Here is a 15,110-nt window from a genome sequence, read left to right on the forward strand (position 1 = left end):
CCACCCATGAGAATCTTAAAAATAGAATTACAGAATATCAACTCATTGAAATCGAAAACGCCTATTGTTATTGATTTTGAGAGTGACTTGTTTAAGGATGTTGGTTTGTATGCAATCACGGGCTCTACGGGTGCAGGCAAAACAACTATTTTGGATGCCATTACCATTGCCTTATATCATAGTGTTCCCAGATTTAATAGTACGACGGCTAAGGCCAATTTACTTGATGTGGTAAGCTATGGAGCGAATGAAGCCATGGCGAGGGTAAGTTTCGAAAGTCAAGCTAAACGCTACGAGGCGCATTGGAGTATGAGACTTACGACCAAAAGTGGTAAAGTGTTGGCTAATCCGAAGGAAGAGGTGCGTTTGAAGGATTTATCCACAGGTAAGATTATTGCTGAGAAGAAAACCGAGGTGAAAACTGAAGTGGAACGTGTAATCCAATTGAACTACATTCAGTTTTTAAGATCAGCTATGTTGGCACAAGGTGAATTTGCTGCTTTTTTATCGGCTAGTTCGCAAGATAAAGGCAAGCTGCTTGAACAGATTACAGGAGAAGATATCTATAAAAAGATAGGTGAAACGATTGGTGGTAAGATTGGTGAAGAAAGAAGAAAACTAGATGAGATAAGAGCAAAAATAAATGCAGAAGATCTGCTAACCGATGAGGTACGACAGGATTTGAAAGCAGAACAAGACTTGCTGAAAAAGGATATAGAAAAGCTAGCTGCCGAATTGAAAGAGGTCGAGCTTATTTTAGATTGGTATAAAAAGAAAACCGAACTGATTAAGGAGCAGGAAAGCCTGGAACAGCGCATTACCTTTTTAGAGGCTGAGAAGCAGAAAAATCAGTCGACTATTGAAGCTTTAGAATTACACAAAAGGGCTGAGCCTCATAAGGAATTGCTTGATGGTATTAAACGCCTTGAAAAAGAACAGTTGAGTAGTAAAGCTCGACTTCTGGTTCTACAGGAAGCATTAAAGCAATTGATTTTGAAAATTGCCGAAGCTCAAAAACAAGAAGCGAAGTCTAAGTATGAGCATCAGCAAACTGAGGAGAATTTTAATAATTGGTTGCCGAAATTAGATCAAGTAGCCAAACACGATTCTGATATTAAGAATGGCAATGAGAAGAAACTTGCAACACAGAAATCACTAGATGATTGTAGGATTCAAATTGCCAAATTGCAAGACTTGTTTGAAGCGAAAAATAAAAGCCAGGAAGAGAAGACAAAAGAACTGGCTGATATTGATGCTTTTTTACTAAAGCATAAGGATTGTCTGCTATTGGAGAAACAGATTGTCGATTGGCGTTCTCATTTGTTGATACGTAATAGAAATTACGAACAGATGGAGCTTGAGAATAAAGCATTAAATCAGAAAGAGAAGTTTCAGGTTGAAACTCAAATCTCGCTGAAAGAAACGAATGCTTTGTATGAGCGCGACCAAATTAAACTGGATGGATTAAATGAAGCTCTCAAAAAAACAAGTCAACTTCTTAGCATAAATTCTTTGGATCAGCTTTTGATAAAACGAGAACAGATCGAAAAGCAAAAGCTTAATTGGAAAGAGGGGGAAAGGCTTTCGAAAGAGGCGAAGGAGATTGGTGAGATAGAGAAGATTTTAAATAAAGAGCAAAGCGAACAGGAAAAAGAAAAGCAAGTTTTGATGAAGCAAAATAAGGCTTTGCAAATCAAAAAAAGTGAGGCTGAGTCTGCCCTTAAAGATGCAGAACGAATTCTTGAATTGGAAACTAAAATACTCAGTTTCGAAGCCGAGCGAAAGAAACTTGAAGAGGGTAGTCCTTGCCATTTGTGTGGTTCTACAGAGCATCCTTATGTGACAAAATACGAAAGCATCACTCTATCTGAATCTCAAATACGGCTTGATAAGCGCAAAAGTATTTTTGATATCCTCTTGAAAGAAGAGCAGGATATAGAGCTTAGGCTGGTTGCTATTACAACAAAAGCAGAGACGAATGCCACCCAACTGAAGACTTTGCTTGATCAGATGAAAAAGGCAGTTGAGAACTTTAAATCTCTGAGTTTAGATCGCAGTATTGAGGAACTCGAAAATATTGGCAAGCAACTGGCTGAGCTTGAAAAGCTAAGTGAGACCCTTGCCAAGCAGATTGTTGAAGTGCAAAGTCTACAAAAGCTAAAGAATCAACAGGATGAGGCTTGTAAAAAAGAATTGGAGTCTGTAAATGTTCTGAAAACCAAGCAAGCTACACTGATCGAGAAATTGGGAAACCTGAAACTTGAATCGGAACAGAAAAAGACTGACATAAAGAATGTTAATCAGGAGACGAAGGATTTAGAAACTCAGTTGAGAGATGATTTGGTACGATACAAACTGGCTTTGCCAAGTGTAGAAGAAAGTTCTGTTTTTGTGAAGGCTATTGAATTGGAGATCGCTACTTATCATGCCAAAACAAAGGAACAGCTTGAGCTGAGAAATCTGATGACTCATTTGGCTAATGATATTAAAAACAATCGGGATCAGTTTATCGAGAAACAAAAAAACCAGCTCGCGCTTGAGAACGAGCAGAAAGAAACGGAAACGAACTTACGAACTGTTTCTGCTGATAGGAAAGCCATTCTACCTTTGGATATTAGCATTCTTGCCAAGAGAGAACAGCTACAAAAGGCAAAAGAAGCTTCTAAAAAAGCATTTGACCGAGCCTTGCAATTGTTGCAGGCATTAAATACCGAACAGCACAGTAAAACAAAAGAAACAGAGAATCTGCAGAAAGAACAAGCGAAATCGGAGGCAAGTTTGAATGAAGCGTTTTTGAGCTTCGAGAAAGCCATTGAATTCAGCGATTTTGAATCGCGAGCATCTGTGGAGCAAGCTCTTTTGAGTTTGGAGGATAAGACAAGCTTTGTGAAAATCGAAAAGGGAATTGCAGATCTAGGTTTGGAATTGAAAACCTTAGGGAATAGATTAAAAGAAGATTTCGAGAAACTAGAGAAGCAGAAAAATTTTAAAAACTCTGCTGATGAGGCTGATAAAAAACAAAAGAATATTGAGGCTGATAAGAATAAACTCACGGAGCGAACTGGGGAAATCAGACAGAAATTTGAATTGGATAAGCAGATTAAAGAGCGAAACCAAGCGGTGACACATGAAATTTCAACACAGGAGCAGGTCCTTAAGAAATGGACCGATCTGATGAGCTTATTGGGTGGCTCTAAGCATGCCTTTAATACCTATGTGCAGCGTTTGACCCTTCATAATCTGATTCAGTTAGCTAATGTGCATTTGTTCAAGTTAAACAAGCGTTATTCTCTGAGATTAGATCCCACCTATAAATCAGGCGAGGAGCTATTCTTTAAGTTGATTGACCATTATCAGACTGATGAAGCTCGCTACGTGGATACATCAAGTGGTGGTGAGAAGTTTTTAATCAGTTTGGCTTTAGCACTCGGTTTATCTGATTTGGCCAGTAATAATGTAAGCATAGATTCACTTTTCATTGATGAAGGTTTTGGAACTTTAGATAGCCAAACCTTGGAGACTGTGATCTCAAGCTTAGAAACGCTGCAAGCTCAGGGTAAAATGATTGGAATAATATCTCATGTAGAGAACTTAAAAGAACGTATTCCTGCACAAATAAAAGTGCTGAAAAAGAGTAATGGTGTGAGTGAGGTTGAGTTGGTGTAGCAATTATTCATATGTTCCCAAGGACAAAATCGGACTAATTATTAAGTCTACTTCGCTGACATATCGTGCACAAAATTGAAAATTAATTGGAGTAGCCTCGCATCTTAATAGGTGCGAGGCTTTTTCTTTAATTGTCTTATTTTCTCAATGTCTAATTATTGAATCTATAGGATTTTCCAACTGACTGATTTGAAAGTTGCTATGTTGAATTTGCTTTCTTTCATGCAATTAACTGGTTTTAAGGGTGAAATGAGCTTGCTTTTGTTTGGTTTTAATTTAAATAATAATGCTGTTTAAACTTGACAGATTTGACAGGTTGTAATATAAGTTATGTACTGTAGATTTATACTGAGTATCTACATCATATAATGAAATGTAACTTCTCATGTGTTTTAAATTTAAAATTAGGATATGATTAAACCTTTACTCTCTTTCTTGTGTCTATTTCTGTTGCTTTTGGTACAAAATGTTTCTGCCCAAACGAGTTTGTCTGTTAGCAGTATTGAGGCTTCTCCTGATGATGAAGTTGTCATTTCTGTGAATATTGAGAATGATGAGGTATTCAATGCCTTTCAGTTCGATTTGTGTTTTCCTGACCAATTAAGTTGGAGACAAGAGAGTGGTATACTCAGCAATCGAGCCGATGGGCACACCCTTTCGGTCGATTTAGTGGAACCTGGACGTTTACGTATTATTTCATATTCGATGAGTTTGGCTGAATTTTCAGGAATAACTGGAGAGGTGTTTCAGACTAGCTTTGTGGTGGGTAAGGAACCTGGAACCTGGTCGTTGACTCCCGAGAATGCAACCATTGGCGGGGTATCCGGAAATATTGTAGATCATGTTAATGCAGGTGCTTTTACTCTACTTGCTCCGAACTTAGTTGTAAGTCCGGATGTTATAAATTTTGGAGAAGTACCCATTGGCGAGAATAAAGCAGGGAGTTTGATGCTTCAAAATGCAGGAAATCAGGAACTAAATGTGACGGGCTTTACTTTTGCCGATTCTCGATTTTCCTCTTCTGACGCACAATCTTTTATTATACCGGCTGGAGTAAGCCGTTCCCTGAATCTGAATTTTAAATCTGAAACCATAGGTCAGATAGAATCGAGTATTATAATACATTCCAATCAAGTCAAGGGAGATGTCATCGCGCAACTGCAAGGTCTGGCCTATGCCGTTAATGAAATTCATTTGCTTACCGCATCTGGACATTCCGGCCAAGAAGTCGAAGTGCCAATTACTTTGAACAATATGGAACCCTTTACAGGTTTTCAATTTTCTATTCCCTTGCCTGATGTTGCAACTTTTGTAAAAGGCTCGGCAAAATTGAACTCTGAAAGAATAACAGATCATGTGCTTTCAGCCGATATAACAAACCAGAATTTAACGATTATTGCTTACTCTCCATCTAACGCTGCTTTTATTGGGAATGATGGACAAATCATGACTGTTCGGTTATATTTGGAAGGTCAGGGAGGCAATTATTCACTCACGCCTCAGAAAGCCATTATAGCTGATTCCGAAGGAAAAAATATTATATCTGCTAATTATGGAGCTAATCTTAGAGTAAAAGCGCCTCGTATTTCAGTTGGAACCAGTCTGATTGATTTTGCTAAGGTTTCTTCACTGGAAACCCAATCTCGAGATTTGGTCATTCACAATAATGGTGATGCTGAATTACGTATTGATGAATTGGTGTTTGGAGATAGCCATTTTTCTACTACCAGAGAACTTCCAATCCTGATACCTTCTTATGGTAGCGAAACGATTTCGATTCAGTTCTCTGCTGAGGATGCTTTGCTTCACGAAAGTTTTCTAAGAATTCGATCTAACGATGTGGAACGGGATCCGATGAATATTCAGCTTCGGGCTCAATCCTATTTTCCCAACGAGTTACAAGTTGTGGATGCCTGGTTTCAGGCTGCAAGTCGTGATACTCTATATGTTAATTTGTTTAATCAAGAAGGGGTAAGTGGCTTTCAATTTGATATGGTGTTTCCTTCAGGATTGACACCGGCATCTTCAGAAGTTTTTCTTACTGATCGCAAATCGGATCACGCTCTTGTTGCATCAGAACTTTCTTCCGATAAAATTCGCTTGTTATGCTGGTCTGGTTCACTTAGTGTGTTTTCAGGAACGGATGGTCTTGTTGTAGGTATCCCTGTAGATATCGCAGCAGATGTTACCGGTACTCATAATCTACATCTATCCGATGTGGTGATCAGTAATGAGAAAGGGGCGAGTATTGAATCGGGTTCTAGTGATGGAACTCTCACTATAGGAATGGATTTGTCAAAGGTAGCTTATCACATTGCTGAGGGTAAACTTTTGAATACGACAGCAGCGATGGAATATGCTATGGGAGATGACAATTGGAAAAGCTGTTCCGAAGGGGCAACATCGAATGTGTTGTTTATTGAGGGAGATCTGAAAATAAGAGAGCAAGCAAAACCAGGTAATATCAAGCTGATTGCTTCTCTTGCAAGGCCTGAGGGCCCAATCATTCAAATTGATTTTAAGAACGAAACTACAAGGGAAAGCATTCCGGATAATGTTTCATACGCTATAGATGCCAACATGTCAGAAAATCTGTATTGGGGATCTAATCAGCTTGTGGCACTCACACCGGGACAGAATTTATATTTCCGCATTAAGGCATCATCTCATAAACTGCCTTCTCGTATCGTAAAGCTTACTGTTCCTATACGACCCGATTCCCCAAGGCATACCATTGATTATGAAAGTGAACAAACTTTCGAAATTGTGGGATTAAATGAAGCATACAGCACTGATGGTTTCGTGAATGACAACGGGGAAGGCACAGGTGATCCTTTGGTGCTAAGTCCGGGGGATGATATTTGGTTCTATTACCAGGCAACAGTGAATAGCTTCCGTTCTAATAAAGTGAAACTGGAAGTGAAAGCTCGTCCTAACAAACCTGTATTCACTGTGAATTACAGTATAATGGAAACTTCAGAGCTTATTCCAGACAATGTGGAGTTTGCGACTGATGCTGCGTATTCGATCAACTATGGAGTTGGTGCCAGTCAAGCTATCGCGTTAATAGATGGTAGTTCCTATTGGTTCCGTGTAAAGGCTTCAAATGCCAATGAGTATTTCCGCAGTGAAAGCTCTCAATTGCAAGTCGTTCCAATTCCTGCAGCACCACAATGTTCGATTGATTACTTGAATGAACAGACAGCTGAGGAGATGCCAGAAAATGTGGAGTATGCCGAAGATGATCAGTTCACACAAAATGTACGAAGAGGTACAGAAACAAGGATTGCTGTAGTCCCGGGAACAGATTTGTGGTTTCGTGTGGCTCAAACTGAAAATAGTCCATCGGGAGAGATCAGCCATCTAGTGGTGCCTCAACGTCCTGCTGTTCCTGTTCATACCATCGATTATGAAAGTGAACAAACTTTTGAAATTGTTTCAACAAATGAAGCATACAGTACTGATGCATTTGTTAATGATATTAAGGAAGGTACCGGTGATCGCTTGGTGCTAAGTCCAGGGAATGCTGTTTGGTTCTCTTACCCGGCAACAGTGAATAGCTTCCGTTCTAATAAAGTGAAACTGGCAGTGAAAGCTCGTCCATTAAAACCTGTATTCACAGTGAATTATAGTATAATGGAAACGTCAGAGCTTATTCCTGACAATGTGGAGTTTGCGACTGATGCTGCGTATTCGATCAACTATGGCATTGGTGCCAGTCAATCCATCGCGTTAATAGATGGTAGTTCCTATTGGTTCCGTGTAAAGGCTTCAAATGTCAATGAGCAATTCCGCAGTGAAAGCTCCTTGTTGCAAGTCGCTCCAATTCCTGCTGCACCGCACTATACGATCGATTATCAGAATGAACAGACAGCTGAAGAGATTCCAGAAAATGTGGAGTATGCCGAAGATGATCAGTTTACTCAAAATGTAAGAAGGGGTACAGGAACAAGGATTGCTGTAGTCCCAGGAACAGATTTGTGGTTCCGTGTAGCTCAAACTGAAAATAGTCCATCGGGAGAGATCAGCCATTTATTAGTGTTTCAACGACCTATTGTCCCAGTACATTCCATCGATTATGAAAGCGAACAAACTTCCGAAATTGTAGCTGTAAATGAAGAATACAGTTCTGATGGCTTTGTGAATGATATTAAAGAAGGTACTGGTGATCGCCTGGATTTAAACCCAGGGAATGCTGTTTGGTTCTCTTACCCGGCAACAGGGAGTAGCTTCCGTTCTGATAAGGTGAAACTGGAAGTGAAAGTTCGTCCAGCCACACCGGTGTTTACGGTGGACTATGCACAGATGAAAACTTATGAGATGGTTTTGGAAACAATAGAATATGCAAGCAACTCAATGTTTACACAAAATTATGGAGTCGGTAAAAATGAGGCGATACCAATGACTATTGATCTTAGCTATTGGTTCCGTGTAATGGCTTCTAATACTAATGAGCAATTCCGTAGTGAAAATTACCAGCTGGATGTCTCTACTATCCCTGCTGCACCACAATTTACAATTAATTATCTGAATGAACAGACAGCTCAGGAGATTCCTGAAATTGTGGAATATGCTGAAGATGATCAGTTCACTCAAAATGTGCGAAGGGGCACAGGAGCAATTATTGCTGTATTACCTGGAACTGATTTGTGGTTCCGTGTTGCTCAAACTGAAAATAATCCTTTGGGAGAGATTAGCCATTTAGAGGTGCCTCAACGTCCTACTGTTCCTATTCATACCATCGATTATGAAAGTGAACAAACTTTCGAAGTAGTAGCTACAAATGAAGCATACAGTTCCGATGCATTTGTGACTGAAAGTAAGGAAGGTACCGGTGATCTCCTGGATTTAAGTCCAGGGAATGCTGTTTGGTTCTCTTACCCGGCTACAGATAAAAGCTTTTGTTCCGATAAGGTGAAACTGGAAGTGAAAGCTCGTCCAGCCAAACCCGTTTTTACTGTTGACTATGCTAGGATGGAGACTTCTGGTATTGTTGCAGAAACAATTGAATATGCCAATGATGAAGCCTATACTTATAGATATGGCCTTGGTACTGGTCAAGCCATTTCATTAACAGGGGGTACGAATTATTGGTTTCGTGTAAAGGCTTCTAATGAAAGTGAGCAATTCCGCAGCGAAAGCTCTCAATTGCAAGTGGCTCCAATTCCTGCTGCACCAAACTATACGATTGATTATTTGAACGAACAGACAGCTGAGGAGATTCCGGAAAATGTGGAGTATGCCGAAGATGATCAGTTCACTCAAAATGTGCGAAGGGGCACAGGAGCAATTATTGCTGTATTATCTGGAACTGATTTGTGGTTCCGTGTTGTTCAAACTGAAAATAGCTCATCGGGAGAGATCAGCCATTTAGTAGTGTCTCAGCGACCAACTGTCCCAGTGCATACCATAGATTATGAGAGTGAACAAACTTTTGAAATTATTGTTACAAATGAAGCTTACAGTTCCGATGCATTTGTGAATGAAAGTAAGGAAGGCACCGGTGATCGCTTGGTTTTAAGTCCAGGGAATGATATTTGGTTCTCTTACCCAGCTACAGATAAAAGCTTTTGTTCCGATAAGGTGAAACTGGAAGTGAAAGCTCGACCAGCCAAACCCGTTTTTACTGTTGACTATGCTACGATGAAGACTTCTGAGATTGTATCTGATCGTATAGAATATGCCAATGATGAAGCCTATACTTATAGATATGATGTAGGTACTAGTCAAGCCATTTCATTAACTGGAGGTGCCAGTTATTGGTTCCGTGTTAAGGCTTCTAATGAAAGTAAGCAATTCCGCAGCGAAAGCTCTCAATTGCAAGTCGCTCCAATTCCTGATGCACCAAACTATACGGTTGATTACATGAACGAACAGACAGCTGAGGAGATTCCAGAAAGTGTTGAGTATGCCGAAGATGATCAGTTCACTCAAAATGTGCAGAGGGGTACAGGAACTTTGATTGCTGTAGTACCAGGGACTGATTTGTGGTTCCGTGTGGCTCAAACTGAAACGAGTCCATCGGGAGAGATCAACCATTTAGTGATGCCTCAACGTCCTGCTGTTCCTGTTCATACCATAGATTATGAAATGGAACAAACTCTCGAGCCTATAGCTACCAATGAAGCATATAGTTCCGATGCATTTGTTCATGATATTAACGAAGGCAGAGGTGATCGACTGGAGTTAAGTCCGGGAAATGCTGTTTGGTTTTCTTATCCGGCAACAGAGAGTAGCTTTAGTTCTGAGAAAGTGAAACTGGGAGTGAAAGCTCGTCCAGCCAAACCCGTTTTTACTGTTGATTATGCTACGATGAAGACTTCTGAGATTGTATCTGATCGTATAGAATATGCTAATGATGCAGTTTATAGCCAAAATTATGGCGTAGGTGATGGTCATACTTTATTATTAACATCAAGTAGATCCTATTTCTTTAGAGAAATGGCTTCTAATGGTAATGAGCAATTTAGAAGTGACAGTTACCAATTGATTGTGTCTACGATTCCTGCAGCACCGCAATATATGATCGATTATCTGAATGAATTGACCGTGCAGGAGATTCCTGAAAGTGTAGAGTATGCCGAAGATTTAGAGTTTACTCAAAATATTCAACAGGGAGCTGGCGAAAAGATTGTTCTGGAACCAGGAAATGATCTGTGGTTTAGATTGTCTAAAAGCAATAGTCATGATTCTGGAGAGAAATTTCACCTGATGGTGCCTGAGAGACCTTTGGCTCCTGTTGTTGTCGAAGAAAATGATGAAACCAATGTTTTTGACTGGAATTGGGTGGATGCTTTTGATCAAGCCGAAGATTATGATTTTTCGGTGGACGGAGGAGAAAGCTGGAAGCTTGTTTCAGAAAAACCATTACCCGTTGGTGACCTTTCACTGCCTGCTGGAATGCTACAAGTTCGATTGTCAAGCCATACAGATGGCGATGTACAATGTTTCACCGGAATATCGTTGGTTTCAACAATTGACTTTTCATTGCTTACCGGAATTGAAGATTTGGACATCAATATCTCGGTTTATCCTAACCCTGTTCACGACTATGTTAGAATTAAGCTTCCTGGCTGCCAGGATGGTCGTTTGGTTTTGACCAATCAACAAGGTAAAGTTGTTCTTATTCGAAGACTTCAAGAGGAGAGTCTCACATTAAATCTTTCCCATTTGTCTTCCGGGATTTATTTTCTTGTTATGGAAATTGATGGATCCCGAACTACGAAAAAAATTATCAAATTATAATATTATAAGTCTTTGTTAATACTATAAATACAATACTATGAATCGATTTTACACCTTAATTCTTTTTTTCCTTCTGTTTAGCACAGGGGTCCTAAAAGCTCAGGAAGCTTCTAGTTTTGTAAAAGGAAAAAGTGAGCGATTTGATCCACGTTCAGATCAGAACAATTTTATGCCTAATGAGGTACTTGTGAAATTTAAAGATGAAGTAAAACTGAAATCAGGCAGCTTGAAGTCTTCTTCCATAAATGGCTTGGTAGAAGTACTCAGTAAGCATGGCTTGACTGTTGGAGAAGAGATGTTTCCGGGTGCACGAAAACTGAAAAGTGGGCAACGATTTGTCATTACGCCTACGGGAGAGAAAATGGAACTGCCCAGCATGAAAAATGTTTTCCGCTTAAGCTTGTCGAAAACAAAGTCTGCAAAAACGGAGCCGCTGAACATACACCAAGCCATAGAAGAATTGAAGGCATTATCCGAAGTGGAGTATGTCGAACCCAACTATATTTTTTCGATTGGTGATTTTAAACCAGCTGGACCCGAAATGAGTCAGGAGGAGATTGAAGCAAGCCCAGCTAATGATGAGTTATCTACTGAATCCTCGGGTTTGATTCCTAACGATCCCTTATACAATTCTCAGTGGGGCATTCCTGCTTGTAATATAGATAATGTGTGGGCAGAGCATCCAGGTGATGGTTCTTCTATAATTGCCATTTTGGATACCGGAGTCGATTGGGAACATGCCGATTTAACCGATAACATTTGGGTGAATGAGGACGAATTGAATGGAGCTGAAGGTTACGACGATGATGGTAACGGTTATATTGATGATATCCGTGGTTGGGACTTTATCAATCATGATAACGATCCTAAGGATGACAACTCTCATGGAACCCATTGTGCGGGTATTGCAGCAGCAGTTGGAAATAACGAATTAGGGATTGCCGGTGCAAACTGGAATGCCAAAATCATGCCCATTAAGGTGTTTCAATCTTCAGGACGTGCCGATGCCGCTACCATTGCAAAGGGAATTAGCTATGCAGCTGCTAATGGAGCCCATGTACTCTCCATGAGTTTTGGGAGCTATGCCGAATCCATTACCATGCGTAATGCTTTGGCTAATGCCTATGCAACTGCTGTTTTAGTAGCTGCAGCAGGTAATGATGGCTTGTGTATTGGACCGCAACGTTGCCCTGATAAACGCTTTGGGAAACCAGAATACCCTGGTGCTTTTTCTTTTGTATTGGGAGTTGAGGCCAATAGCCAGACTGCAAAAGCCGGCTTTTCCAATTTTGATCAGGATGGACCAGTGTTCTCAAGATATGATGATTTATGGAATTATGAACTGAAAGCTCCAGGGACCGGGATTTTATCAACAGTCCCAGGAGGAAACTATCGTTCATACAGCGGGACTTCCATGGCGACTCCCTTGGTGGCAGCTGCGGTTTCATTGTATAGGGAACAAAAAACAACGGACAATCAGGAGATTATGTGGGGAAACCTGATAAATACGAGTGGAAATAATGTCAATCTGGATGCAGCGATCAATATTGATCCGGAACCTGTTTTGAATATTGTAAAATACCAACTTTCAGATACATTAACTGATGGGGACAGGGATTGGAAAGCCGATGCAGGAGAAACCATTCAACTGGAGGTATCTGTGAGGAATTCCTGGGGGGCTGCTGATAGTGTGTATGTGGGGATTGAATTTGATGAATTCGAGGATCCTTCAGTAGCGGAGATAGAAAAGGATACTGCTTTATTGGGTGGTATTGGACCATATGCGACTTTGTCTAATTTTAAAAAACTCCTGCAGGTAAAGATAAATCCTGATGTAGCTCATGATCGAGATATAAGATTTCTTTTGAAAACATGGAAAGGAAAACAGAAGGAATACTTGCATGAACGAAAGATAACGCTTAGGGTGGAGCATGGAACTGAATTAAAAGGGGTGCTTGAAGATACATTGCGCTTGAGTGCTGATAAATTCTGGTTGGTTTCAAATAGTTTTAAGATCGGTGCAACAGGAGTTCTTATTATTGAGCCAGGCGCGAACTTAAAGATCGAAAGAAAAATAAGTTCTTATGGAAAAATTATAGGCAAAGGAATGCCTAAAAAACAAATAAAAATTTTCGGACCATTAGGAATTTGGGGAGGAAATGTAGAGTTTGAATATGTACAGTTTAGTGGCTTCCGTGGGCAGGAATATGATATGGATGAGGCTTTCTATGAAATTTCAGGAACAATTAGCAATTGTGTTTTTGAAGATTTTGTCTGTGATTCCCGACCATTTTGGAGATGTTATGTGAACTTTAAGGATTGTGTCTTTAAGGATTTTACTACCTGGAGCGGACGTTGGTGTGCAGTTGTTGAAACTTATGGAAACTTTGAAAATTGTAATTTTATAAACATAAAAGGGAGTAAATGGGAAGATGCGTTAAGGTATAATGGTATTGCAAACTGTAATTTACAAGGGTTTAAGAATTTGAGGTGTGGGGTGGAGAATAGAGAAATGGAGAATTGCAATATCCTATCTGATTTTACAGCAATTGAATCAAAACCTGGAATTTCTATAGCCATTGCTAATACCTATTGGGGAACCAACGATTCGGAGATCATAGACCGTAAGATTAAAGATTTTTGGGATGATTCAGAACTTTCTTTGGTAAAATATGATCCAAAATTGGAGCAACCCTCCTCGATGGCCCATGCTTGTGTTTGGAAAGTGCTTGTGAATGGTAAGGATGCACAAGATGAATTTAAATTAATGGATCCTATTGGGGTGGGGCGACAAAAATTTGAAGTTTATTTTAACAGACCTATGGATATTTCATTTACCCCTTCTGTTTCCATGGGGGTTCGTGAGCCATACAACCAAAGCTTTATTGACGAGGACGCTGTTTGGTCTGCCGATTCCTTAATCTATACAGTTTACAAGACTATCGGGTTGACTGAATCGGATGGTATTCATCGCATAAAGCTTGTTGAGGGGAAGGATATGGAAGGTTTTGATTTGGTACCCGAATATGATCGATTCAATGTAAATATTCAAACAGCCGGTTCGCTTTCAAATGGATTTGCTGCTAGCCCGGGTATGGGGAAAATTGATTTAACCTGGGATGCACCTGACGAATATGTCGATGACCTATTGGGTTATAATATGTATCGTTATAAATACATAAATGATAAAATCACATCAGATAGTGTTTTGATTAATCCACAATTGCTCACAGAACCGGATTATACCGATTTTGAGGTTCAGCCCGCTACTAAGTATTTTTACTCTTATAAGACTGTGCGTACCAATTTTACCGAATCGGATTATTCTAAAGTGGTTGCGGCTACGCCCCTAACAGCAGCCAAAGGGGATGCAAATGGTGATTTGTCTGTAAATGTAGTTGATGTGACCACAACTGTTTCACAAATCCTGCAAAAACAGCCGAAACCCTTTATATTCGATGCAGCTGATATTAATGGAGATAAAAATATCAATGTTTTGGATATTACCGGTATTATCAATTTGGTTCTTCATCCTGCAACTAAAAGTAGCCCATCTTCTTCTCGAGCTATGCTAGCAGAATTCTATATCCGTCAGGATACACTCTTTGCCAATAGCCCAGTTCCTTTGGGAGGCGTTCAGTTTATCCTTCACGATACAGAGAAGGGCGCTTATCAGGTCCTTCCTGCTTTGAAAGATATGGAGCGAGCAGAATTGTTGCAAGGAGACAGTCTATTACTCCTGGCCTATAGTATGAGTGGAAAAACGATAGCAACTGGGGAAGTACCTCTATTGAAACTTGGCAATTTAGAATCATATGTCGATGGTCTAGTGCTTGCCTCATCCAATGGTGATAAGGTAGAAGGTATCGTCAGTAAATCCAAACCAGTCTTCGATGACTTGGACGATAAGGAGCAAGTTGCAAAACTGATTAATAATTTCCCTAATCCAGTTACCGATATAACAACAATTCAGGTGGAAATTAAAGCCCCTGTGGAGAAAGTGGAAATTGAAATTATTGATATTCAAGGTAGAATAGTAGATGTCTTGAAAGATTATAATCTAAGCTCAGGATTGTATCAATTTGTATGGAACCCAGGATCGCATAAAGGCATCTTTATAGCTGTATTAAAAGTCGTAAAGGACGGAGAAACCTTTAAAGGCCAAAATATTCGAATGTTAGTGGAGTAAAAACAGCATG

General features: G+C 39.9%; 3 protein-coding genes. All 3 read left to right on the forward strand.

Features of this window, described 5'->3' with window-relative positions:
• Positions 1–6 precede the first annotated feature (6 nt).
• The 3 genes from ACXR6G_RS12910 (at position 7) to ACXR6G_RS12920 (ending at position 15,100) form a co-directional block, all read left to right on the forward strand.
• Positions 7–3,666 (forward strand): AAA family ATPase, encoded by a 3,660-nt coding sequence (locus ACXR6G_RS12910; RefSeq protein ID WP_458361848.1) that lies wholly within the window; start codon positions 7–9, stop codon positions 3,664–3,666.
• 411 nt (positions 3,667–4,077) lie between these two features.
• Complete coding sequence (locus tag ACXR6G_RS12915; RefSeq protein ID WP_458361849.1) at positions 4,078–10,911, forward strand: Ig-like domain-containing protein; 6,834 nt, start codon at positions 4,078–4,080, stop codon at positions 10,909–10,911.
• Positions 10,912–10,948: 37 nt separating this feature from the next.
• Positions 10,949–15,100: a S8 family serine peptidase gene (locus tag ACXR6G_RS12920; RefSeq protein ID WP_458361850.1), complete on the forward strand. Its 4,152-nt coding sequence runs from the start codon at positions 10,949–10,951 to the stop codon at positions 15,098–15,100.
• Positions 15,101–15,110 lie beyond the last annotated feature (10 nt).

It is taken from the genome of Ancylomarina sp. YFZ004 (assembly GCF_054254355.1).

Excerpts from the sequence above, each read along its gene's own strand:
- ACXR6G_RS12910 (WP_458361848.1), top strand. The coding sequence starts at position 7 with ATGAGAATCTTAAAAATAGAATTACAGAATATCAACTCATTGAAATCG.
- ACXR6G_RS12915 (WP_458361849.1), top strand. The coding sequence starts at position 4,078 with ATGATTAAACCTTTACTCTCTTTCTTGTGTCTATTTCTGTTGCTTTTG.
- ACXR6G_RS12920 (WP_458361850.1), top strand. The coding sequence starts at position 10,949 with ATGAATCGATTTTACACCTTAATTCTTTTTTTCCTTCTGTTTAGCACA.